We start from the raw sequence: 22,183 nt of genomic DNA, 5'->3' as shown, positions 1-22,183 counted from the left end.
TCTATCCATTCGCCGGACTGCTCGTGAGGAGAGAGACCCCTCACCCGTCTCGCCGCTATGCGGCGAGCCACCCTCTCCCGCAAGGGGAGAGGGTGAAGCAGCGTTGCTGGCGAAAATATCAGAACGGCTCGCTTCCCAGCCCCGGCACATCGGCCGGCCGCGGGCCCGGCGCCGCCCAGTGAAACCGGCGATCCTTCTCCGCAATGGCGATGTCGTTGATCGAGGCCTCGCGCCGCTTCATCAGGCCGTGCTCGTCGAACTCCCATTGCTCGTTGCCGTAGGAGCGGTACCACTGGCCGCTTGCATCGTGCCATTCGTACTGGAAGCGCACCGCGATGCGGCTGCCGTCGAAGGCCCAGAGGTCCTTGATCAGGCGGTAATCCTGCTCCTTCTCCCATTTGCGGGTGAGGAAGGCGACGATGGCTTCGCGGCCCTGAAAAACTTCCGAACGGTTGCGCCAGCGGCTGTCCTCGGTATAGGCGAGCGAGACCCGCACCGGATCGCGTGAGTTCCAGGCGTCCTCGGCCATGCGGGCCTTTTGCGCGGCGGTCTCGCGGGTGAAGGGTGGAAGCGGCGGGCGCGACATGGTGGCCTCATCGGTTGATCGGGACCGCGAATGTATCGTCGCAATTGGCAGAGTCGATAGGCGATCCGCTATCGAGCGATCACGTAACCAGATCGGCCTTCATCAGCTGGCGGATCGACTTCGGAATCGGCTGGGCCCGGCCGCCGCTGATGAAGGCGACGCGGACCTCGGCTTTCACCAGCACGTCGTCACCGCGCCGCACCTCCTGCGCCAGCATGATTGACGCCCCTTTCACCGCGACCGGCCAGGTCACGACGTCGAGCACGTCGTCCATTCGCGCGGGCTTCAGGAAGTCCAGATGCATCGAGCGCACCACGAAGGCGAAGCCCGCGCCGTCCGTCTCGGTCTGCTCGAACAGCACCTGCTGCTCGGCACCCATCAGCCTGAGATGATTGGTGCGTCCGCGCTCCATGTAGCGCAGGTAATTGGCATGATAGACGATGCCGGAAAAATCCGTGTCCTCGTAATAGACCCGGACCTGCATGTGGTGGCGGCCGTCGCGGATCTCGCCGTCGAGATGAGCTGTCACGTCCGGAGCCTCTTCGCTGGTCGGTAACCGGCACGTTTTGCGCAAAAACAGCCGGACGCGCAAGCGTGTTAGGACACGACCGGTCCTGACCTTCCCAGCGTCACCTCGACGATCTCAGGCGGCACGCCGAAGCGGAGCGGCATGATGCTGCAACCGAGGCCGCCGGACACGATGAGATCGCATTTCAGGCGGAAATGGCCATAGGCGAGACGCAGGCCGTTCCTGGGCGCGACGGCCGGTGACCAGCCGAGCAGGCGGACCTGGCCGCCATGGGTATGGCCGGACAATTGCAGCGCGACGCGCGCGGGCACGAGCGGAGCGACATTGGGCTCGTGCGCGAGCAGAATGACCGGCGCATCGTCGGTGATCTTCGCCAGCGTAGCATTGAGATCGTCGGCACCGAAGTGCGCCATGCTCCGGAAGCGCCGCGCCGGCAGGAAGGCGAGCTGATCGCCGAGGCCGGCAAGCCAGAACGGACGGCCGTCCTTGGTGAGGCGCACAGCATCGTTCTCGTAGACGGGGATGCCGGCCGCCTCCAGCGCCCGATGTGCGATGGTCGGCCCGTGCCCCGCCTGCTGCACTGTTCTGTCATCCCAATAGTCGTGGTTGCCCATGACGGCATGGACGCCGAGGGGCGCCTTCAGGCGCCCCAATACCCTTGCCCATTCGCTCGACGGAATGAAGCGCGTGACATGGTGAAGGCCGGCGACATAGTCGCCGAGCAGCACGATGAGATCGGCGTTGAGCGCGTTGGTCCGGTCGACGATGCCCTCGATGCGCTCCAGCGACATCCAGGGATCGCAGGCATGGATGTCGGCGATGGCGGCAATCTTCAGCGGAAAATCCGCCGGCCACTGCCGCGGCATCGGATGATAGCGCGTGACGCGAAGGCGCAGCACCGGCTCGACACCGACGCCGTAGGCTGCGGTCGAGACGCCGAGGGCGGACAGACCGCCGATGGAACGGATGAGATGACGGCGCGTGATCATGGAAGCCCGATGATGATGCGGCGCCTTGATGATATCCGATTGGAGCGGAATTGGGGTGCGTTCGTGCAGATCGTCTGCACGAGGTTAACGGAAATTCATCAAGCCGGAACAGCGCGAGGTTCGGCAGATCACTCGTCGCTGTCATCCGTGCCGAACAGGCCGAACTGCGCCGCCGCATCGCGCGGGGGCTCGGCGAGACCGAGATGGCGGAAGGCGTGCGAGGTCAGCAGGCGGCCGCGCGGCGTGCGCTGCAGATAGCCGCACTGGATCAGATAGGGCTCGATGATGTCCTCGATGGCGTCGCGCGGCTCCGACAAGGCCGCAGCCATGGTCTCGACGCCGACCGGTCCGCCGCCATAGTTGAGCGCGATGGTCGAGAGATAGCGCCGATCCATCGCGTCCAGCCCTGCGGCATCGACCTCGAGCGCGCTCAGCGCATGGTCGGCAATCTTACGGTCGATCTTGTCGGCATCGGCCGCCGAGGCGAAATCGCGCACGCGGCGGAGCAGGCGGCCGGCGATGCGCGGCGTGCCGCGGGCGCGGCGCGCGATCTCGTTGGCGCCATCGGCGCTCATGCCGACGTTGAGCACGCGCGCGCCGCGGCTGACGATGCTCTCCAACTCCTCGATCGTGTAGAAGTTGAGCCGGACCGGAATGCCAAAGCGGTCGCGCAAGGGATTGGTGAGAAGGCCGGCGCGCGTGGTGGCGCCGACCAGCGTGAATTTCGACAGCTCGATCTTGACCGAGCGCGCCGCCGGGCCCTCGCCGATGATGAGGTCGAGCTGAAAGTCCTCCATCGCGGGATAGAGCACCTCTTCCACCGCCGGGCTGAGGCGATGGATCTCGTCGATGAAGAGCACGTCGCGCTCTTCGAGGTTGGTCAAGAGGGCGGCAAGATCGCCGGCCTTGGCGATCACGGGCCCCGAGGTGGCGCGGAAACCGACTCCGAGCTCCTTCGCCACGATCTGCGCCAGCGTGGTCTTGCCGAGCCCCGGGGGACCTACGAACAGCACGTGGTCCAGCGCCTCGCCGCGCTTGCGCGCCGCTTCGATGAAGATCGAGAGATTCTTGCGCGCCTGCGCCTGGCCGACGAAGTCGGACAGCGATTGCGGCCGCAGCGCGGTGTCGCCGACATCGTCGCTGCGGCGCTCGGGCGAGACCATGCGGGGGGGAGTGGTCATGCGGAAGTCCTGCACAGTCGCTTGTCGATAAGAAGGGCAGCTTGAGCACCTGCAAAGAAGATCAAACTTACCACAAGCAAGACAAATGCCTCAGCCGGTTCACTCAGTGCTCTTCCAACAGAGCCAATCACCAGCGCCGAAAGCAAGCTTGCAACGAGAACGTCCCACCAGACAACGGAGCCTCGGATTTGCAGGAAGATTGCAACCATCAAGGCCACAACGGCCGCAGGCAAGAACAAGCCTTTCACGGCAAACCAGCTGAACCCGATCAGGTCGCGCGAGACCGAAAAGCATCGAATGACACGACTAAGAAAACAACCTGATGCCGAGAACGCCAGCATTGCAAGATACCCGGCAAAAAGTGTTCCGCAGAAGACGACGACGAACATACGGCCGAGGCGCCGCAAATGCTGGCGTGCCGCACCTTGACCCCACTCGGAGAGGCGCTGGCCGTTGTTCACTTGGCCAGTTCCTTCAAACCCAATCGAATCAGCTGCGCCGTCTCGGCGCCCTCACCCGCGCTGCGCGAGGCCGATGCAATCGCCGCGGCGGCCTGCGGCTGGCCGTAGCCGAGATTGACCAGCGCGGAGATCGCATCCGCCACGGGCCGCGGTGCGCGCTGGTCGTCGACGGCGCCGGCAAGATGCACGACAGCGGGATCGACATTGGCGAAGGCCGGCGCCTTGTCCTTCAATTCGGTGACGATGCGCTCGGCGACCTTGGGGCCGACACCGGGCGTTCGCGCCACCGCGGCCTTGTCGCGCAGCGCGATGGCATTGGCGAGATCGGCCGGCGACAGTGTGCCGAGCACGGCCAGCGCGACCTTGGCGCCGACGCCCTGCACGGTCTGGAGCAGGCGAAACCATTCGCGCTCCTGATCGGTGCGGAAGCCGAACAGCTTGATCTGGTCCTCGCGGACATAGGTCTCGATCGACAGCACAGCGGCCTCACCCGGCGAGGGCAGATGCTGCAAGGTGCGCGAGGAGCAATGTACCTGATAGCCGACGCCGCCGACGTCGAGGATGACGAAATCCTCGCCGTAGGAATCGATCAAGCCCTTGAGCTTGCCGATCATATCCCCACCACCTTCAGCCTGAGAGCGGTACTCTGGCGGTGATGGGCGTGGGTGATGGCGATGGCGAGCGCGTCGGCGGCATCCGCCGACGGGGGCTCGGCCTTCGGCAGCAGGATCTTCAGCATCATCGCGATCTGTTGCTTGTCGGCGTGGCCGGCGCCGACCACGGTCTTCTTGACCTGGTTCGGCGCGTATTCGGCGACAGAGATGCCGAACATTGCCGGCGCCAGCATGGCGACGCCGCGGGCCTGGCCGAGCTTCAGCGTCGCAACGCCGTCCTTGTTGACGAAGGTCTGCTCCACCGCCGCTTCCACCGGCCGGTGATCGGACAAGACGGAAGCGAGCCCTTCATGGATCGCGAGCAGCCGGCTCGACAGCGGCAAATCGTCGGGCGGTTCCACCGAGCCGCAGGCGACGTAGATCAGGCGATTGCCCTCGGCCTCGATCACGCCCCAGCCGGTGCGGCGCAGGCCGGGGTCGATGCCGATGATGCGAACGGGGTCACGAATCGGGAGCGCAGTCATGCGCCAGTGATAGCGGCTGGCTGCCCTGGAGGAAACAGAAACAGAACGGAAGTAACAAGGGAAGTAGGGCCGTCGAGCCCTACCCGCCCATCTTCGCAACAAGCGCGTCCGACACCTCGAAATTGGCGTAGACGTTCTGCACGTCGTCGTGCTCGTTGAGCAGGTCCATCAGTTTCAGGAGCTTCTCGCCGGTCTCGTCGTCGACCGCAACCGTGTTCTGCGGCTTCCAGATCAGCGCGGCCTTGCGCGGCTCGCCGAACTTGGCTTCCAGCGCCTTGGCGACGTCGCGATAGCTTTCGGTCGAGGCGTAGATCTCGTGACCGTTCTCGCCCGAGACCACGTCGTCGGCGCCGGCCTCGATCGCGGCGTCCAGCACCGCATCGTCGGAGGCGACGCTGCGGTCATATTCGATGATGCCGGTGCGGTCGAACATGAAGGAGACCGAGCCGGTTTCGCCGAGATTGCCGCCGGACTTGGTGAAGAAGGAGCGGATGTCGGAGGCGGCGCGGTTGCGATTGTCGGTCAGCGCCTCGACGATGACGGCGACCCCGCCGGGGCCGTAGCCCTCGTAGCGGATCTCGTCATAGTTTTCGCCGTCGCTGCCGAGCGCCTTCTTGATGGCGCGCTCGATATTGTCCTTCGGCATGTTCTCCTGGCGCGCAGCGATCACGGCGGCGCGCAGGCGGGGGTTCATGGCGGGGTCGGGGGTGCCCAGCTTGGCGGCGACGGTGATTTCCCGCGCCAGCTTGCCGAACAGTTTCGACTTCTGGGCATCCTGCCGCCCCTTGCGGTGCATGATGTTCTTGAATTGGGAATGTCCGGCCATGCGTGGTCTCTTGAGAAATCGTCAGCCAAAGATGAGCGTGGGAAGCGCGGCCTTATAGGCCGCCAACCCACCGGAATCAAAGGGCTCGGCTGCGCCTGAGGTAGCACTGTAAAGGTAGCCGCCGTAACGGCGCCTGCCTAGATGGGCACCGTTAACCCTGATTTCATTCCGGACTGCGAAAATAGCGCCCGACCGTCCCCCGACAAGAGAGACCCGATGGCGTTCGGATTATTTCGGAAGCGTCTGCCGGACACGGCCGCGCCCGCGGCAGCCCCGGAAGCTGCGCAGCCGGCGGCCCCTGCCGCACCCGCCCCGACCGCCGAAAGTGATTCGGCCCGGGAAATCCTGGAATTGCTGGAACTCGAGCTCGGCGCCATGATCCGCCAGCTCGAGCGCGCCGCCAATTCGGTGGCCGGCGGCGCCGAGGCGACCGCGGCGACCCTCGCTGCCATTCGCGACCGCACCGACGCCCTGACCGGCCGGACCAACGCGGCGCAATCCACCGCCTCCACCTTCGCCCATGCCGCCGACAAGTTCACCCAGTCCGCGCAAGGGATCGGCGCGCAGGTCCGGGAAGCCGGCAAGCTCGCCGACGAGGCCAGCGCCGCCGCGCAGGAAGCCCGCGCCAATGTCGACCGCCTGCGCGAATCCTCCGCCGCCATCGGCAACGTCGTCAATTTGATCGCGCAGATCGCGCGGCAGACCACGCTGCTCGCGCTCAACTCGACGATCGAGGCCGCGCGCGCGGGCGCAGCCGGAAAAGGCTTTGCCGTCGTTGCCACCGAGGTCAAGGCGCTCGCGGTGCAGACCCAGAGTGCGACCGAGGAGATCACGAAGAAGATCGACGCATTGCAGCGCGACGCCGCCGGTTCGGCGGACGCCGTGCACCGCATCTCGCAGGCGATCGAGGCGATCCGTCCGGTGTTCGACACCGTCAACGGCGCGGTCGCCGAGCAGAATGCCACGACCAGCGAAGTCTCCGGCAATGCCGCCAGCGCCTCGGAGTTCATCATCTCGGTCGGCGAGAGCGCGGCCGAGATCGACGCGGCGACCAAGGCGGCCGAGACCCATGGCGAGAGCGTCGCCAGCGCCGGCAAGGCCGTCACCACCTTCGCCCAGAAGCTGAAATCGCGCTGCGCGGTGCTGCTGCGCCAGAGCGAGCACGACGACCGCCGCAAGACCGAGCGGCTGCCCTGCCACCTCGAATTCGAAACCGCGCGCGCCGTGATGCCGGTCTATGAAATCGCGATGGAAGGCGTGCTGATCGGCGGCGCGGACGCAAGCCGGCTGGCAACGCAAGCGACGATCGAAGGCAGCTTAGAGGACATCGGCGCCTGCCGCCTGCGCGTGATCGAGCAATCCAAGGCCGGCGCCCGCGCGCAATTCGTCGGCGCCACCGCCGCTCTCAACGAGAAGATCGAGGACAAGCTCTGGTCGATCCATGAGGAGAACACCGAGTTCGTCACCCGTGCCATGGAAGCCGGCAATGCGCTGACGCAGATATTCGAGAAGGCGGTTGCGCGCGGCGAGGTCAAGCTCGACGACCTCTTCGACACGGACTATTTGGAAATCGCCGGCACCAATCCGCAGCAATACCGCACCAAATATCTCGACTGGGCCGACCGCGCCCTGCCGCCGTTCCAGGAAGCCTTTCTGGCGCGGGAGTCGCGGATGGCGTTCTGCGCCATGGTCGACCGCAACGGCTTTTTGCCGGTGCACAACAAGATCTATTCGCATCCGCAGCGGCCGGGCGACGTCGCCTGGAACACGGCCAACAGCCGCAACCGGCGCATCTTCAACGATCCGGCGGGGTTGGCCGCCGCGCGCAACCTGCGATCCTACCTGGTCCAGAGCTATGCGCGCGACATGGGCAACGGGAACACGGTGATGATGCGGGAGATCGACGTCCCGATCCGCGTGCAGGGCCGGCACTGGGGCGGCTTCCGCACGGCCTACAAGCTGTAGCGCTCCCGCGCGTGCACGCACCTGCACGCACCTGCACTCCTGGGCAAGACGCCGGGCGCGAATCATCCTCTAAGGTCGGACCTGGAATCGGAATGCCGCCAAGGAGCCGATCAACGGCTCCGACTGGAGAGAGCCCGTACATGTCCTCTGCACAACTTGCCGTATTGGACACCGCCTCCAACCGGACGCTCGCCGAACGCCTGATCGACCAGCTCGCCGACCGCATCGGCGGTCTCGGCGTCGAGCTCGCCGACATCGCCGGCAACGTCCAGGACGTCGCCAACCGCGTCGCGAGCCAGTCGGAACGGTTTCACCATTTGCAGAAGACGGCCGAGACGATGGTCTCGGCCAACCACGACATCGCCAATGCCTCGCAGGCGGTGCAAACCACGACGTCGGCCGCGGTCGGCGAGATCGCGCAGTCGCGCGGCGCCGTCGACACCGCGGTCAGCCACATCTCCGAGCTCGTCGCCGCGGTGGAGCGGATCGAGGCGCGCCTGTCCGCGGTCGGCGCGGCGTTGGCGCAGGTGGCGAAGGTCTCCGACTCGATCGAGGCGATCGCCAAGCAGACCAATCTGCTCGCGCTGAACGCCACTATCGAAGCGGCGCGCGCCGGCACTGCCGGCCGCGGCTTCGCGGTGGTCGCAAGCGAGGTGAAGAACCTCGCGGAGGCCACGCGCCAGGCCACACATGAGATCTCCGACACCGTGCGCGATCTCGACGGCCAGATCGAAGGCCTGATCGGCGAGAGCAGCGACGCCTCGCAGCGCGCAAGACCGCCGGCGAAGGCGCGCAAGCGATCTCCGTCATCATCTCGCGGGTCCAGCAGGGCTTCGCCTCGGTCGAAGCCGAGATCGACGGCGTCGCGCGCGCGGCGACCTCCAACCTCGGCCACTGCGACACCGTGATCAGCGAGCTCAACGAGCTCGCCAAGGGCGTCGACCTCTCCTCGCGCGACCTCCGAAGCGCCGACGAGCGGGTAGCAAAGCTGCTCGACGCCTCCGAAGGCCTGATCGCGCTGATCGCCGACAGCGGCGTGGAGACGTCGGACGCGCCGCTGATCCGCATCGTCGTCGACACCGCGAAGCGGATCTCGGCCGAGTTCGAAGCTGCGATCGACCGCGGCGAGATCACGCTCGACCAGCTCATGGACGAGACCTACCGCGAGATATCAGGCACCGATCCGAAGCAGTACCTGACCAACTACGTCGAGTTCACCGACCGCGTGCTGCCCGCGATCCAGGACCCGATCCAGAACTCCGATCCGCGCATCGTGTTCTGCGTCGCCTGGGCCAAAGGCGGCTACCTTCCGACCCACAATCCGAACTACCGCCTGCCGCAGGGCAAGGACCCGGTCTGGAACAACGCCAATTGCCGCAACCGCCGCCTGTTCACCGACCGCGCGGTGAAGAAGGTCGCGGCCAACACAAAACCCTTCCTGCTGCAAACCTATCGCCGCGACATGGGCGGCGGGCAGTTCGTGCTGATGAAGGACCTGTCCTCGCCGATCATGATCCGCGGCAAGCACTGGGGCGCCTTCCGGATGGGATTCCGGCAGGGCTGACGGGCGGCGCTAAGGCCTTTGACTCAAAACCTAAAAAACAACCCCATGCACAGTAGCCGGGGTGTGCGGAATCAATGGCTTACGCCGGCGGGCCCCGGCGCGCGTTGACTCGTCGGGCAAAACAGGGGCAAAATGCTATTATTCCGAAATTGTGAGAGGCGTGCGGTTCTCCCCGCCGTCCGCCGAGCACAAAAGCCGACTGCACTGGTGCGGCGGCCGACGTTGCCGTAGAAATGCCGCCGCGCATCCGCGCGAACCCGAACACAGCAAGCGGGCTTTTCGATGTCCTGTCCACCCGCCCAAATCGGCGCGCCGTTTTCCGAGATCGATACACCGGCGCTGATCATCGACCTCGACGCCTTCGAGCGCAATCTCGACACGATGGCGGCGGCGGTGAGCAAGCTCGGCGTTCGCTTGCGTCCGCATGCGAAGACCCACAAATCACCGATCATTGCGGCCAAGCAGATAGCGCGCGGCGCAATCGGCATCTGCTGCCAGAAGGTCGCCGAGGCCGAGATCCTGGTTGCGGGCGGGGTGAGTGACGTGCTCGTCAGCAATGAGGTGGTGGGCCTGCGGAAGCTGGAACGGCTCGCAGGCCTCGCTCGCCACGCACGCATCAGCGTTTGCGTGGACGATGCGATCATGGTCGAGCAACTGTCGCACGCCGCGGAGCGGGCAGGATCGCAAATCGAAGTCCTGGTCGAAATCGACGTCGGCGCCGGTCGCTGCGGCGTCAGGCCGGGGCCGGCGGCGGCCACCCTGGCGCGGCAGGTGGCGGCTTCACGCTTCCTATCGTTCGGCGGCTTGCAGGCCTATCACGGCTCTGCCCAGCATTTGCGCACGCCGGAAGAGCGGCGCGGTGCCATCGCCGGTGCCGCGAACGCGACCGCGGAGACACTGCGCGTCCTCAAGGACGCGGGCTTTCAGTGCCGGACGATTGGAGGTGCGGGAACCGGCACATTCGAGCTCGAAGGCGCGAGCGGCATCTGGAACGAATTGCAGGCGGGCTCCTATATCTTCATGGACGCCGACTACGCCAAGAACCTCGCCGACGGGGCGCGCAACGCCAATCCGTTCGAGCATGCGCTGTTCGTGATCGCGACGGTGATGAGCACAGGCGCCGGCGAACACGCGGTCATCGATGCCGGCCACAAGGCTCTGTCGAACGACAGCGGATTTCCGGTCGTGCTCGGCCGGCCCGATCTGCGCTATCATCGGCCCTCTGACGAGCATGGCTTGCTCGATTTCGACAGCGCTTCGTCGCGACTGGCGATCGGCGACAAGGTGACGCTGATCCCCGGCCATTGCGACCCGACCGTCAATCTCTACGACTGGTATGTCGGCGTGCGCGGCTTCAACACGCCGGATTCCCGCGTGGAGGCACTTTGGCCAGTCGCGGCGCGGGGCGCGGTCACCTGAGATTGACGCGTGATTGCGCGCGACGCCGTAGCGCCCGGCCACTATCCTGTGCTGCATCTTAGAATGGATGTGGCCGACGCCATCGACGACTTGGAGACGATATCATGAGCGCAGACTCGGAAATCAAATCTGCGGGCGCCAACATTCAGGCAAGCACTATCAGCACCATTGTACTTGGCTTTGCAGCCGATCCGATGGCGCGTTGGGTTTGGCCCGATTCATCCGAATATCTCAGGATTATGCCTCAATTCGTCAAGGCATTTGGCGGACGGGCATTCGAGCATGGCACAGCTTACATCACAGAAGGGGCTCGCGCGGCCGCCCTGTGGCTGCCGCCCGGCGTCGAGCCCGATGAAACGGCCATGGACGCACTCATGGCGCAATCCCTGCGTCCGGAGATCGCCGATGATATTGGACACATGCTCCAGGGAATGGCCGAACATCATCCCCACGAGCCCCATTGGTATCTGCCTCTCATTGCCTCCGATCCGAACTGGATCGGCCAAGGTCTCGGCACATTGTTGATGAAGCACGCTCTTCGGCGATGCGACGAGGAGGGCATCGCCGCCTACCTCGAAAGTTCGAATCCGCGAAACATCTCCCTTTATGAACGCCACGGCTTCAAGATCATCGGCGAGATACAACATGGTTCTTCGCCGACGATGACACCAATGTTGCGGACAGCTTCTTGAACGGAATCCAATCTGTCGAAGAGAAGGGCTCGCAGCCGCCAATGACTGTTGACTTCCGCTTGTGGCCCAAAGCGGAGTTCCCTTGTTGCCCGTCGATGTCCGCTGCTGAGGGCAAAGTTGATATAATCGTCCGGGGACGACACCGGGTGATTTCGCTCGCGCTTCAGCTCAACCAGAATTTCGGCGTCGTCGGCTCCAGCCTTCCACCCACGCGCACCGGCGCGATCTTGAGCGCGAGCCCTGTCGCATCGTCCGTTTCCACGGCGACGCCGCTGAGCGTCGCGGCGCCTGCGGCCGGCTCGAAGCGGCCGGACGGAATTCCTGATGTGAACCTCCGCAGCGGCTCTTCCTTCTGCATGCCGATGATGGAATCGTAATCGCCGGTCATGCCGGCGTCGGTCATGTAGGCGGTCCCGCCCGAGAGGATCTGGTGATCGGCGGTCGGCACATGCGTGTGCGTGCCGACGACGAGGCTGGCGCGGCCGTCGCAGAAGAAGCCGATGCCCTGCTTCTCGCTTGAGGCCTCGCAATGGAAGTCGACGACGATGGCGTCGGCGGCGACGCCGAGCGGACAGGCGCCAAGCTCGCGCTCGAGCGCGGCGAAGGGATCGTCGAACGGGGTCATGAAGACGCGGCCGAGCGCGTTGACGACGAGGGCGTGCTTGCCGTTCTTGGTCTCGACCAAGGCGGCGCCGCGGCCGGGCGTGCCGCGCGGATAGTTGGCGGGGCGCACCAGGCGGTCGGCGCGCTCGATGAACACCAGCGCCTCGCGCTGGTCCCAGGAGTGATTGCCGAGCGTCACCGCGTCGGCGCCGGCCTCGAGAAACTCCTGGTAGATCGCTTCCGTGATGCCGAAGCCACCGGCCGAATTCTCGCCGTTGACGACGACGAGATCGAGCGACCAGTCCTTGACCATGCCGGGCAGATATTCGGAGACGGCCTCGCGTCCGCTACGGCCGACGACGTCACCCACGAAGAGAATGCGCAACTTCAGAACTCCGGAAATCGAACACGTCCGATTCCGTTAGCACATAATCGAGCGCCACGTCGTGGGATAGTGCCGGAACCGCCTCGATCTCCTGCACTGCAAACGCAAGGCCGATGCCGACGATGTGCTTGGATTTGCGCAAATGCGCGAAGGTGAAATCGTAATGCCCGGCGCCATAGCCGATGCGATGGCCGAGGCGGTCGAAGGCGGCGAGCGGCGTCAGCATGATGTCGGGAATGACTTCGGCCGCAGCAGGTGAAGGTTCGGGAATGCCGAGCGGGCCGAGCATCAGGCGGTCGTTCGGATGGAAGAGACGGAAGATCAGCGACTGGCCGCGCGCGGTGACGCAGGGCAGCGCCAGCCTGGCGCCCTCTTCCGCGAGCTTTGCGAGCAGCGGCATCGGATCGATCTCGCTGCGGATCGGCGAATAGCCGGAGACGATGCTGCCGGGCAGCAGCTTGAACGGTAGCCCGCGCTTGGCGAGCTTTGCGGCGGCCGCGATGCGTTTCTTCTCGCTCAGCGCATCGCGCTTGGCGAGGGCTTTGGCACGGAGCTCGGCTTTGGAGTTGGACATGTGCTTTGGTCCCCACGTCATCACCCGCGAATGCGGGTGATCCAGTATTCCAGAGGCGGTGGTGATTCACACAAGGGCCGCGGCGTACTGGATTCCCCGCCTTCGCGGGGAATGACACCTGTTGAATTGGCCGCAGTCGTTTCAACAAGCACAAACGAAGCAAACGAAAGTGCGAAGCCGCGAACGCCGTTGAAGCACTCGATCCCGGAGTTCCCTACGAAAGTAGGTGGGCACCATATGTCCGAGCCCACGGGCCCGGCCAGGGACAGTTCCCTAAAGGATCGATAAGGCCCCGGGGATATATGGCTCCTGACGCACGTCGCAGCCTCGCGCAGGCAATGTAACAACTGTACTGACGAATCGCCAGTGCGACGAGAGTGCGGCTTCCGCTGCGCGCTTTCTTACCCTCCCCTGGAGGGGTCCGGGACGAGCGAAGCTCGCCCGTGGTTCGGCTCACATGGAGCGCAGCGAAATGTGAGACGGGGTGGGGTGATCTCTCCCCACGGGCACTGTTCGTGTGGAGAGATCACCCCACCCCGCTCGCGCTACGCGCGATCGACCCTCCCCCTCCGGGGCCCTCCAGGGGAGGGTAAGGGCACGGCTCCTATCGAGCTTCAGCCGATCGCGATGCCGTTCCCCACCGTCCGGTTCAGGACCTGGGTCGATTTCTCGATGCGCTCGGCGGCGGCGTTCAGCGCGTTGACCACCGCGGTCTGCGTCATCCTGGCGCGCTCGACGGCGGCATTGCGGAAATCCCTGAGCTCGGTCAATTCCTGCTCAAGGGTGCGGACGCGGTTGGTGGTGTCGATCAGCTCATCGCACACGGTGAGCGCAGCCATGACGGTGAGGCGCGCATCGCCGATCTCGCCGAATTTTCCGCGCAGCGACTGGATGCGCGTCTCCAGCGTCTCGGCGAGCTTGAGCAGCCGCACCTCCTGGCCCTCCTCGCAGGCCATGCGATATTGCCGGCCGTTGATGGTGACGTTGATGTGGCTCATCCGTCCTCTCCGGTATCGAGCACCGAGCGTATCGTGACGATCGCGGAATCCAGCCGGTCGGAAATCTCGCGATTGGTGCGCTCGAGCTTGCGTGCCTTCACCAGCGCGCCGTCGAGCTCGTCGGCAAGACGCGAGCGATCCGCGCCGAGCGCCTGGATTCGCGCCGCAAGCTCGTTCTCGTCGCGATCGGCATCGCGACGCCGCTCCACCGCACTTTCGAGCGCATCGAGCGCCGCCATGAGTCTGCGGGTCGCAATCTCGATCTCGACGGCGGACGACTCCGTCATGGCGGAACTGTTGGATACGCGATCGTTCATGCAGTCAGCGGCGGAACCTGGCGGCCTTTGCCCAGTGGCCTTTCCCTGGAGCTTGCCGTCCGGCAAAAGACTCGGTTCGGCAAGCGGTTAGAAGCAGAAATTTACAAAGCAAGCTAGCCAAGCGCAACGCCGCCGCAAAACTATGCACTGTTCAATCGGGACGACGTGTCGCTGCGTCGCTTCCGCCCGGCGCGATCCCGGCGGAAAACCGATGTCCACACAGGCAACTTTTGCGGCCAAACCGGCGTTCGATTGCCTTGGACTCCCGGAACCGAGGTGCTATCCCAGCGCCAACCTTCAGTGGCCGCCAGGCTTCTCCCCGCGCGGGCAACCATCGCCAAGCGCTTCATTTCAGACGGATTTCAGACATGACGCAGGTCGATCACACCCGTATGGCCAACGCGATCCGCGGCCTTTCGATGGACGCTGTCGAGAAGGCGAAATCGGGCCATCCCGGCCTGCCGATGGGCGCCGCCGACATCGCCACCGTGCTGTTCACGCAGTTCCTGAAATTCGATGCCACTGCGCCCGCCTGGCCGGACCGCGACCGCTTCGTGCTCTCGGCCGGCCACGGCTCGATGCTGCTCTATTCGCTGCTGTATTTGACCGGCAATGCCGAGATGACGCTGGACCAGATCAAGCAGTTCCGCCAGGTCGACTCGCTGACCCCCGGCCACCCCGAGAACTTCCGCACCAATGGCATCGAGACCACCACCGGCCCGCTCGGCCAGGGCATTTCGACTGCGGTCGGCATGGCGCTGGCCGAAAAGATGCTCGCCGCCGAATTCGGCAAGAAGATCGTCGACCACCACACCTATGTGCTCGCCTCCGACGGCGACCTGATGGAAGGCGTGTCGCAGGAAGCGATCGCGATGGCCGGCCACTGGAAGCTCAACAAGCTGATCGTGCTCTACGACGACAACGGCATCTCGATCGACGGCCCGACCTCGATCTCCGATTCCGTCGACCAGGTGAAGCGCTTCAAGTCGGCGGGCTGGGCGGCCGAGAAGATCGATGGCCACGACCAGGCCGCGATCGCCGATGCGATCACGCGCGCGAAGAAATCCAGCAAGCCGACGCTGATCGCCTGCCGCACCACGATCGGCTTCGGCGCGCCGCACAAGCAAGGCACCTCGAAGGTGCACGGCGAAGCACTCGGCGCCGACGAGCTCAAGGCTGCCAAGGAAAATCTCGGCATTTCGCTCGAGCCGTTCGCGGTCGCCGACGACGTGCTGAAGGCATGGCGCGCGGCCGGCAGCCGAGGCGCCGCGGCACGCCAGGAATGGGAAGCGCGGCTCGGTGAGCTCGGCAGCCGCAAGCGCGCCGAGTTCGAGCGCCGCCTGCGTCACGAGCGTCCCGCTTCGCTCGCCAAGGCCGTTCGCGCCTACAAGAAGGAGCTGCTGGAAAAGCCGATGACCGCGGCCACCCGCAAGTCGTCGGAAGCGGTGATCGAAGTCATCGCCGGCGCCATGCCGATGGAATTCCTGGCAGGCTCGGCCGACCTCACCGGCTCCAACAACAACAAGGCGAAGTCGGCGACCGCCTTCTCGGCCAAGACGCCGAAGGGCCGCTTCATCCATTACGGCATCCGCGAGCACGGCATGGCGGCCGCGATGAACGGCATTTTCCTGCACGGCGGTTTCGCGCCGAACGGCGCGACCTTCCTCGTCTTCACCGATTATGCGCGTCCGGCGATGCGCCTTGCCGCGCTGATGGGCGCCGGCGTCGTCTACGTCATGACTCATGACTCGATTGGCCTCGGCGAAGACGGCCCGACCCATCAGCCGGTCGAGCATCTCGCAGCGCTCAGAGCCATTCCCAACATGCGCGTGTTCCGTCCCTGCGATGCCATCGAGGTCGCTGAGTGCTGGGAGCTCGCGCTCAACCGCGTCGATGGCCCGACCGTGCTGGCACTGACGCGGCAGAACCTGCCGCAGCTGCGGACCACCGCACCGAACGACAATCCCTGCGCGGCTGGTGCCTACGAGTTGGTCGCCGCCCAGGGCGAAGCCAAGGCGACGCTGTTCGCCTCGGGCTCAGAGGTCGAGATCGCGGTCGCGGCCCAGAAACAATTGGTGGAACGCGGCGTCGCTTCGCGCGTTGTCTCCGTTCCCTCGCTGGAGCTGTTGTTAGCGCAACCAGAGGCCAAGCGCGCCGCCATCATCGGCAACGCGCCGGTGAAGATCGCGATCGAGGCCGCCGTGCGCTGGGGCTGGGACGCCGTGATTGGCCAGGATGGCGAATTCATCGGCATGCATTCGTTCGGCGAAAGCGGCCCTGCCAAGGAGCTTTACAAGCATTTCGGCATTACCGCCGCGGCCGCGGTTAACGCTGTGCTGAAGCGCGTTTCCTGAGAGTTGAGCTTGCCGCAAAAAAGGACTACCTAATCTCCCATATGATCAAGCACCGCCCGGCCGAACCGGGCGTCCGCCCCTAAAAAACCCTCGCAGGCGCGTATAGCGCGTTGTGCGGGATGACAACGGTCATTGAAGGAGACGAAACATGGCAGTCCGCGTCGGAATTAACGGTTTTGGCCGCATCGGCCGCAACATCCTGCGGGCTATCGCCGAGTCCGGCCGCAAGGACATCGAGGTCGTCGGCATCAACGACCTCGGCCCGGTCGAGACCAACGCTCATCTCCTCCGCTTCGACAGCGTCCACGGCCGCTTTCCCGGCACCGTCACCGTCGACGGCGACTGCATCAGCCTCGGCAACGGCAAGATCAAGGTGACCGCCGAGCGCGATCCCTCGAAGCTGCCCTGGAAGGATCTCGGCGTCGACATTGCGATGGAATGCACCGGCATCTTCACCTCGAAGGACAAGGCTAGCGCGCATCTGACCGCTGGCGCCAAGCGCGTGCTGGTCTCCGCGCCCGCCGACGGCGCCGACGCCACCATCGTCTACGGAGTCAACCACGACACGCTGACCAAGGATCACCTCGTCGTCTCCAACGGCAGCTGCACCACCAACTGCCTTGCGCCGGTTGCCAAGGTGCTGAACGATCTCGTCGGCATCGAGACCGGCTTCATGACCACGATCCACGCCTATACCGGCGACCAGCCGACGCTCGACACGATGCACAAGGATCTCTACCGCGGCCGCGCGGCGGCGATGTCGATGATCCCGACCTCGACGGGTGCCGCGAAGGCGATCGGCCTCGTGCTGCCCGAGCTGAAGGGCAAGCTCGACGGCGTCGCGATCCGCGTGCCGACCCCGAACGTCTCGGTCGTCGACCTCAAGATCGTCGCCAAGCGCGCCACCGACGCCAAGGAGATCAACGCGGCGATGAAGCGCGCCAGCGAGCAGCAGCTCAAGGGCATCCTCGGCTACACCAATGCGCCGAACGTCTCGATCGACTTCAACCACGACCCGCACTCCTCGACCTTCCACGAGGACCAGACCAAGGTGCAGAACGGCACGCTGGTGCGCGTGATGTCCTGGTACGACAACGAGTGGGGCTTTTCGAACCGCATGGCGGACACCGCCGCCGCGATGGCGAAGGTGATCTGAGGGAAGCCAAGGTGCTTCCTCACTGGATTGGCATCCCTGGCGTCATACTGTTGATCGCGTTGATCGCGTACGGATTTCGCCGGGGCCTCGCAGTGAAGTCTCCGAAAGACGGTGGAGGGAGCGGCGACCACGGCCATTCGCCTCCCCCCGATTCCGACACTCCGACGCACGGATGATGAACGATGCCCGCTAAATTCCGCACCCTCGACGACGTCGACGTGAAGGGCAAGCGCGTGCTGCTGCGCGTCGACCTCAACGTGCCCATGGAGAGCGGGCGCGTCACCGACGCCACCCGGCTCGAGCGCGTTGCACCGACCATCACCGAGCTCGCCGACAAGGGCGGCAAGGTCATCCTGCTCGCGCATTTCGGCCGGCCGAAGGGACGCGATGCCAAGGACTCGCTCAAGCCCGTCGCGGAGGCGCTGGCGAAGGTGGTGAAGAAGCCCGTCGCGTTTGCCGAGGATTGCATCGGCGAGCCCGCGGCCAAGGCGGTCGCCGGCTTGAAGGATGGCGACATCCTGTGCCTGGAAAACACCCGCTTCCACAAAGAGGAAGAAAAGAACGATCCCGCCTTCGTCGCGGAACTCGCGAAGCTCGGCGACATCTGGGTCAATGACGCGTTCTCGGCCGCGCACCGCGCCCACGCCTCGACCGAAGGTCTCGGCCACAAGCTGCCGGCCTATGCCGGCCGCACCATGCAGGCCGAGCTGGACGCGCTGGAGAAGGCGCTGGGCTCGCCGAGCAAGCCCGTGATCGCCATCATCGGCGGCGCCAAGGTCTCGACCAAGATCGACCTGCTGGAAAACCTCGTCACCAAGGTCGACGCGCTCGTGATCGGCGGCGGCATGGCCAACACGTTCCTGCACGCGCAGGGCGTTGCGGTCGGCAAGTCGCTGGCCGAGAAGGATCTTAGCCCCACCGCGCTGCGCATCATGGAGAAGGCGGAAGCCGCCAATTGCGCCATCATCCTCCCGGTCGATGCCACCGTCGCCTACCATTTCGCCGCCAACGCGCCGTCGCATGCCTATGGGCTCGACGCGATCCCGGCCGACGGCATGATCCTCGACGTCGGCCCGCAATCGATCGCGCGCGTCCATGCCGCGATCGACGATGCGGCGACGCTGGTCTGGAACGGCCCCCTGGGCGCATTCGAGATGCAGCCGTTCGACCGCGGCACGGTCACGGCCGCCAAGCACGCCGCCGAGCGCACCAAGGCCAAGAAGCTGATCTCGATCGCGGGCGGCGGCGACACCGTCGCGGCGCTCAACCAGGCCCATGTGGCCGGAGACTTCACCTATGTGTCGACCGCCGGTGGCGCGTTCCTTGAATGGATGGAAGGCAAGCCCCTGCCCGGCGTTGAAGTTCTGCGTAGCAAGTAATCAAGCGGCCTTTGAGGCCCCAACGGGAGACAAAGACAGATGGCTCGGATCACGTTACGTCAATTGCTCGACCACGCGGCGGAGAACGATTACGGCGTACCGGCCTTCAACATCAACAACATGGAGCAGGCGCTGGCCATCATGGACGCGGCCAACCAGGTCGACGCGCCCGTCATCATCCAGGCCTCGCGCGGCGCGCGCTCCTACGCCAACGACGTCATGCTCAAGCACATGATGGACGCGGTGACCGAGATCTATCCGCACATTCCGGTCTGCGTTCATCTCGACCACGGCAACGAGCCGGCGACCTGCATGACCGCGATCCAGGCCGGCTTCACCTCGGTGATGATGGACGGCTCGCTCAAGGCCGACGGCAAGACCCCCGGCGACTGGGGCTACAATGTCGGCGTCACCAAGACTGTCACCGAGATGGCCCATCTCGGCGGCATCTCGGTCGAGGGCGAGTTAGGGGTGCTCGGCTCGCTCGAAACCGGCATGGGCGACAAGGAAGACGGCCACGGCGCCGAAGGCAAGCTCAGCCACGACCAGCTGCTGACCAATCCGGACGAGGCCGTCAAGTTCGTGCAGGAGACCAAGGTCGACGCGCTCGCGATCGCGATGGGCACCTCGCACGGCGCTTACAAGTTCACCCGCAAGCCCGACGGCGACATCCTCGCCATGAACGTGATCGAGGAGATCCACCGCAAGCTGCCGAACACGCATCTCGTCATGCACGGCTCCTCCTCGGTGCCGCAGGATCTGCAGGACATCATCAACGCCTATGGCGGCAAGATGAAGCCGACCTGGGGCGTGCCGGTGGCCGAGATCCAGCGCGGCATCAAGAACGGCGTGCGCAAGATCAACATCGACACCGACAACCGCATGGCGATGACCGGCCAGATCCGGAAAGTTCTGAAGGACAACCCGGAAGAGTTCGATCCGCGCAAGTACCTGAAGCCGGCGATGGAGGCGATGACCAAGCTGTGCAAGCAGCGCCTGCAGGAGTTCAACACCGCAGGCCAGGCCTCCAAGATCAAGAAGGTGCTGACCACCGCCGAGATGGCCAAGCGCTACGCCAAGGGCGAGCTCGATCCCCGGGTCGCCTAAGGCCTCCGTCACATCCTCCCGTCATTCGGGGACACGCGAAGCGTGGGCCCGGAATCCATAACCACAGCCTGGGGTTATGGATTCCGGGCCTGCGCCTTTCGGCGCATCCCGGAATGACAGAAAGACCCTTTACCCTGCGACGAACGATAACTCGGCAATTGCCCGAGAACGGTCTATTTTCACGGGCAAGGGCAGAATCGTTTTGGGAGGACCTCTCGATGAATCTGACTGAGCTCAACAAGATCGCGACCGCCATGGTGGCGCCCGGCAAGGGCATCCTTGCTGCCGACGAATCCTCCGGCACCATCAAGAAGCGCTTCGACGCCATCGGCGTGGAATCGACCGAGGAGAACCGCCGCGACTATCGCGAGATGCTATTTCGCGCCAAGGACGCCATGAGCCAGTACATCTCCGGCGTGATCCTCTATGACGAGACGATCTGGCAGAATGCCAAGGACGGCACGCCGCTGGTCAAGCTGATCGAGCAGGCCGGCGCCATTCCCGGCATCAAGGTCGACGAAGGCACGCAGGCCTTGCCGTTGTGCCCGGGTGAAACAGTCACGGTCGGGCTCGACAAGCTCGCCGAGCGCCTGAAGAAATATTACGAGTGCGGCGCGCGCTTTGCCAAATGGCGCGCGGTGATCGACATCGGCAGCGGCATTCCCTCGATGACGGCGATCAGCGTCAACGCCCACGCGCTGGCGCGCTATGCCGCGCTGTGCCAGGCCGCGCAGATCGTGCCGATCGTCGAGCCGGAGGTGCTGATGGACGGCGACCACGACATCGAGCGCTGCTATGAGGTGACGCAACGCGTGCTCAACAAGACCTTCCAGGAATTGCGCGTGCAGCGCGTGGCGCTGGAAGGCATGGTGCTGAAGCCGAACATGGCGATATCAGGCAAGAAATGTCCGAAGCAGGCCTCGGTCGAGGAGGTCGCGGAGAAGACGATACGGCTGCTGAAGGCCTGCGTGCCGGCGGCGGTGCCCGGCATCGCCTTTCTGTCCGGCGGCCAGACGGACGAGGAGGCGACCGCGCATCTCAACGCCATGCACAAGCTCGGTCCGCTGCCCTGGGGCCTGACCTTCTCCTACGGCCGCGCGCTGCAGGCCGCGCCGCAGAAGGCCTGGTCGGGCAAGCCTGAGAACGTCGCGGCCGGCCAGCGCGCCTTCAGCCATCGCGCGCGCATGAACGGCCTCGCCTCCAAGGGCGAATGGCAAAGCAGCCTGGAACAGAAGGCAGCCTAGACCTTGTCGAACAAACCGCCTCCGCCGCGCCCCGCGCCGCGCCTCTATCTCGCGACGCCCGTCGTCGACGATACCGCGACGCTGGTCGCCGAGCTGCCGGGGCTGATCGCGTCCGCCGACGTCGCCGCCGTGCTGCTGCGGCTGAAGGAGACCGATCAGCGCACCATGACCTCGCGCGTCAAGGCGTTGGCGCCGCCGGTGCAGAAGGCGGGCGCGGCACTCCTCGTCGACGGCCATCCTGATATCGTCGCGCGCGGCGGCGCCGACGGCGCGCACCTGCCCGGGATCGCCGCGCTGAAGGAGGCCCTGCCGTCGCTCAAGCCGGATCGCATCGCCGGTGTCGGCGGGCTGACGACGCGGCACCATTCCATGGATGCGGGCGAGATGGGCGCGGATTACGTGCTGTTCGGCGAGCCCGATGCGAAAGGCCAGCGGCCGTCGTCGCAGGCGATCGCCGAGCGGCTCGACTGGTGGGCCGAGCTGTTCGAGCCGCCCTGCGTCGGCTTTGCCACCACGCTGGACGAGGCCTACGATTTCGCCGCCAGCGGCGCCGATTTCGTGCTGGTCGGCGACTTCATCTGGGCCGATCCGCGCGGGCCCAAGGCCGCGCTGATCGAGGTCGATGCCGCGATCAAGAAGGCCCATGCGACGGCGCAGGCCGGCCAGGATCCTGCGAGCCAAGATCCTGCGGGCCAGGAGCACGGCTAGCGCCCGAC

At 65.3% G+C, this 22,183-nt stretch carries 21 protein-coding genes, 1 other RNA gene and 1 pseudogene; 10 read left to right on the top strand and 13 right to left on the bottom strand.

The annotated features are described in order from the left end of the window. Nucleotides 1–118 precede the first annotated feature (118 nt). The 8 genes from GA0061099_RS11925 to GA0061099_RS11890 form a co-directional block, all read right to left on the bottom strand. Nucleotides 119–586, bottom strand: coding sequence for a nuclear transport factor 2 family protein (locus GA0061099_RS11925; RefSeq protein WP_036021747.1), 468 nt, complete (start codon nucleotides 584–586; stop codon nucleotides 119–121). Between the two features lie 79 nt (nucleotides 587–665). Continuing rightward, complete coding sequence (ybgC, locus tag GA0061099_RS11920; protein ID WP_036021745.1) at nucleotides 666–1,115, bottom strand: tol-pal system-associated acyl-CoA thioesterase; 450 nt, start codon at nucleotides 1,113–1,115, stop codon at nucleotides 666–668. 68 nt (nucleotides 1,116–1,183) lie between these two features. Then, entirely contained in the window at nucleotides 1,184–2,104 is a 921-nt protein-coding gene (locus tag GA0061099_RS11915) for a metallophosphoesterase (RefSeq protein WP_036021743.1), read from the bottom strand. Between the two features lie 128 nt (nucleotides 2,105–2,232). After that, entirely contained in the window at nucleotides 2,233–3,285 is a 1,053-nt protein-coding gene (gene ruvB, locus GA0061099_RS11910) for a Holliday junction branch migration DNA helicase RuvB (RefSeq protein WP_036021740.1), read from the bottom strand. After that, nucleotides 3,282–3,746 (bottom strand): hypothetical protein, encoded by a 465-nt coding sequence (locus GA0061099_RS11905; RefSeq protein ID WP_035998380.1) that lies wholly within the window; start codon nucleotides 3,744–3,746, stop codon nucleotides 3,282–3,284. The genes ruvB and GA0061099_RS11905 overlap by 4 nt, the downstream gene beginning before the upstream one ends. Further along, nucleotides 3,743–4,360, bottom strand: coding sequence for a Holliday junction branch migration protein RuvA (ruvA, locus tag GA0061099_RS11900; RefSeq protein WP_035998377.1), 618 nt, complete (start codon nucleotides 4,358–4,360; stop codon nucleotides 3,743–3,745). Before ruvA ends, GA0061099_RS11905 begins: the two co-directional genes overlap by 4 nt. After that, nucleotides 4,357–4,884 (bottom strand): crossover junction endodeoxyribonuclease RuvC, encoded by a 528-nt coding sequence (gene ruvC / locus GA0061099_RS11895; protein ID WP_036021738.1) that lies wholly within the window; start codon nucleotides 4,882–4,884, stop codon nucleotides 4,357–4,359. The genes ruvA and ruvC overlap by 4 nt, the downstream gene beginning before the upstream one ends. 79 nt (nucleotides 4,885–4,963) lie before the next feature. Next, nucleotides 4,964–5,710: a YebC/PmpR family DNA-binding transcriptional regulator gene (locus GA0061099_RS11890; protein WP_035998371.1), complete on the bottom strand. Its 747-nt coding sequence runs from the start codon at nucleotides 5,708–5,710 to the stop codon at nucleotides 4,964–4,966. Between the two features lie 216 nt (nucleotides 5,711–5,926). Between GA0061099_RS11890 and GA0061099_RS11885 the strand changes: the two genes are divergently transcribed. The 4 genes and pseudogenes from GA0061099_RS11885 to GA0061099_RS11870 all read left to right on the top strand — a co-directional run bounded on the left by GA0061099_RS11885 (nucleotide 5,927) and on the right by GA0061099_RS11870 (nucleotide 11,350). After that, entirely contained in the window at nucleotides 5,927–7,675 is a 1,749-nt protein-coding gene (locus GA0061099_RS11885; RefSeq protein ID WP_074447695.1) for a methyl-accepting chemotaxis protein, read from the top strand. Between the two features lie 140 nt (nucleotides 7,676–7,815). Next, nucleotides 7,816–9,239, top strand: a pseudogene (locus tag GA0061099_RS42735) (methyl-accepting chemotaxis protein). A 282-nt stretch (nucleotides 9,240–9,521) separates the two neighbouring features. Then, on the top strand, nucleotides 9,522–10,658 hold the full coding sequence (locus tag GA0061099_RS11875; protein WP_036021732.1) for a DSD1 family PLP-dependent enzyme: 1,137 nt from the start codon (nucleotides 9,522–9,524) through the stop codon (nucleotides 10,656–10,658). 104 nt (nucleotides 10,659–10,762) lie between these two features. Further along, nucleotides 10,763–11,350, top strand: a complete 588-nt coding sequence (locus tag GA0061099_RS11870; protein ID WP_085971997.1) for a GNAT family N-acetyltransferase — start codon at nucleotides 10,763–10,765, stop codon at nucleotides 11,348–11,350. 163 nt (nucleotides 11,351–11,513) lie between these two features. On the opposite strand, the gene GA0061099_RS11865 is transcribed toward GA0061099_RS11870, so the two are convergent. The 5 genes from GA0061099_RS11865 to GA0061099_RS11845 all read right to left on the bottom strand — a co-directional run bounded on the left by GA0061099_RS11865 (nucleotide 11,514) and on the right by GA0061099_RS11845 (nucleotide 14,227). Beyond that, nucleotides 11,514–12,338, bottom strand: coding sequence for a TIGR00282 family metallophosphoesterase (locus tag GA0061099_RS11865; RefSeq protein ID WP_035998346.1), 825 nt, complete (start codon nucleotides 12,336–12,338; stop codon nucleotides 11,514–11,516). Further along, complete coding sequence (locus tag GA0061099_RS11860) at nucleotides 12,316–12,912, bottom strand: 5-formyltetrahydrofolate cyclo-ligase (RefSeq protein WP_036021727.1); 597 nt, start codon at nucleotides 12,910–12,912, stop codon at nucleotides 12,316–12,318. Before GA0061099_RS11860 ends, GA0061099_RS11865 begins: the two co-directional genes overlap by 23 nt. A gap of 170 nt (nucleotides 12,913–13,082) precedes the next feature. After that, nucleotides 13,083–13,243, bottom strand: a non-coding RNA gene (ssrS, locus tag GA0061099_RS11855) — 6S RNA. A gap of 283 nt (nucleotides 13,244–13,526) precedes the next feature. Continuing rightward, entirely contained in the window at nucleotides 13,527–13,910 is a 384-nt protein-coding gene (locus GA0061099_RS11850; RefSeq protein ID WP_035998340.1) for a cell division protein ZapA, read from the bottom strand. After that, nucleotides 13,907–14,227, bottom strand: coding sequence for a DUF4164 domain-containing protein (locus tag GA0061099_RS11845; protein ID WP_020608063.1), 321 nt, complete (start codon nucleotides 14,225–14,227; stop codon nucleotides 13,907–13,909). The genes GA0061099_RS11850 and GA0061099_RS11845 overlap by 4 nt, the downstream gene beginning before the upstream one ends. Nucleotides 14,228–14,595: 368 nt before the next feature. Here GA0061099_RS11845 and tkt point away from each other — a divergent pair, with 368 nt between their 5' ends. The 6 genes from tkt (at nucleotide 14,596) to GA0061099_RS11815 (ending at nucleotide 22,175) form a co-directional block, all read left to right on the top strand. Beyond that, nucleotides 14,596–16,581: a transketolase gene (gene tkt / locus GA0061099_RS11840; protein ID WP_036021725.1), complete on the top strand. Its 1,986-nt coding sequence runs from the start codon at nucleotides 14,596–14,598 to the stop codon at nucleotides 16,579–16,581. A 148-nt stretch (nucleotides 16,582–16,729) separates the two neighbouring features. Then, on the top strand, nucleotides 16,730–17,737 hold the full coding sequence (gene gap, locus GA0061099_RS11835; RefSeq protein ID WP_036021724.1) for a type I glyceraldehyde-3-phosphate dehydrogenase: 1,008 nt from the start codon (nucleotides 16,730–16,732) through the stop codon (nucleotides 17,735–17,737). Nucleotides 17,738–17,919: 182 nt separating this feature from the next. Further along, on the top strand, nucleotides 17,920–19,116 hold the full coding sequence (locus GA0061099_RS11830; RefSeq protein ID WP_036021722.1) for a phosphoglycerate kinase: 1,197 nt from the start codon (nucleotides 17,920–17,922) through the stop codon (nucleotides 19,114–19,116). A gap of 39 nt (nucleotides 19,117–19,155) precedes the next feature. Further along, a complete protein-coding gene (gene fba, locus GA0061099_RS11825; RefSeq protein WP_036021720.1) occupies nucleotides 19,156–20,223 on the top strand; it encodes a class II fructose-bisphosphate aldolase in 1,068 nt (355 codons plus the stop codon). A 218-nt stretch (nucleotides 20,224–20,441) separates the two neighbouring features. Further along, nucleotides 20,442–21,467, top strand: a complete 1,026-nt coding sequence (locus GA0061099_RS11820; protein ID WP_036021717.1) for a class I fructose-bisphosphate aldolase — start codon at nucleotides 20,442–20,444, stop codon at nucleotides 21,465–21,467. Between the two features lie 3 nt (nucleotides 21,468–21,470). Continuing rightward, nucleotides 21,471–22,175, top strand: coding sequence for a thiamine phosphate synthase (locus GA0061099_RS11815; protein WP_036021715.1), 705 nt, complete (start codon nucleotides 21,471–21,473; stop codon nucleotides 22,173–22,175). Nucleotides 22,176–22,183 lie beyond the last annotated feature (8 nt).

Origin of the sequence: Bradyrhizobium yuanmingense, assembly GCF_900094575.1 — a bacterium.
In the GTDB taxonomy this organism is placed as follows: domain Bacteria; phylum Pseudomonadota; class Alphaproteobacteria; order Rhizobiales; family Xanthobacteraceae; genus Bradyrhizobium; species Bradyrhizobium yuanmingense.
Note: the sequence above shows the minus strand (reverse complement) of the source record. Positions and strands in the feature narration are given on the sequence as shown.

Coding starts and splice junctions, on each gene's coding strand:
- gap (WP_036021724.1), top strand. CDS start 16,730: ATGGCAGTCCGCGTCGGAATTAACGGTTTTGGCCGCATCGGCCGCAAC.
- GA0061099_RS11885 (WP_074447695.1), top strand. CDS start 5,927: ATGGCGTTCGGATTATTTCGGAAGCGTCTGCCGGACACGGCCGCGCCC.
- GA0061099_RS11875 (WP_036021732.1), top strand. CDS start 9,522: ATGTCCTGTCCACCCGCCCAAATCGGCGCGCCGTTTTCCGAGATCGAT.
- GA0061099_RS11925 (WP_036021747.1), bottom strand. CDS start 586: ATGTCGCGCCCGCCGCTTCCACCCTTCACCCGCGAGACCGCCGCGCAA.
- GA0061099_RS11890 (WP_035998371.1), bottom strand. CDS start 5,710: ATGGCCGGACATTCCCAATTCAAGAACATCATGCACCGCAAGGGGCGG.
- ruvB (WP_036021740.1), bottom strand. CDS start 3,285: ATGACCACTCCCCCCCGCATGGTCTCGCCCGAGCGCCGCAGCGACGAT.
- GA0061099_RS11845 (WP_020608063.1), bottom strand. CDS start 14,227: ATGAACGATCGCGTATCCAACAGTTCCGCCATGACGGAGTCGTCCGCC.
- GA0061099_RS11870 (WP_085971997.1), top strand. CDS start 10,763: ATGAGCGCAGACTCGGAAATCAAATCTGCGGGCGCCAACATTCAGGCA.
- GA0061099_RS11850 (WP_035998340.1), bottom strand. CDS start 13,910: ATGAGCCACATCAACGTCACCATCAACGGCCGGCAATATCGCATGGCC.
- ruvC (WP_036021738.1), bottom strand. CDS start 4,884: ATGACTGCGCTCCCGATTCGTGACCCCGTTCGCATCATCGGCATCGAC.
- ruvA (WP_035998377.1), bottom strand. CDS start 4,360: ATGATCGGCAAGCTCAAGGGCTTGATCGATTCCTACGGCGAGGATTTC.
- GA0061099_RS11915 (WP_036021743.1), bottom strand. CDS start 2,104: ATGATCACGCGCCGTCATCTCATCCGTTCCATCGGCGGTCTGTCCGCC.
- tkt (WP_036021725.1), top strand. CDS start 14,596: ATGACGCAGGTCGATCACACCCGTATGGCCAACGCGATCCGCGGCCTT.
- fba (WP_036021720.1), top strand. CDS start 19,156: ATGGCTCGGATCACGTTACGTCAATTGCTCGACCACGCGGCGGAGAAC.
- GA0061099_RS11860 (WP_036021727.1), bottom strand. CDS start 12,912: ATGTCCAACTCCAAAGCCGAGCTCCGTGCCAAAGCCCTCGCCAAGCGC.
- GA0061099_RS11820 (WP_036021717.1), top strand. CDS start 20,442: ATGAATCTGACTGAGCTCAACAAGATCGCGACCGCCATGGTGGCGCCC.
- GA0061099_RS11830 (WP_036021722.1), top strand. CDS start 17,920: ATGCCCGCTAAATTCCGCACCCTCGACGACGTCGACGTGAAGGGCAAG.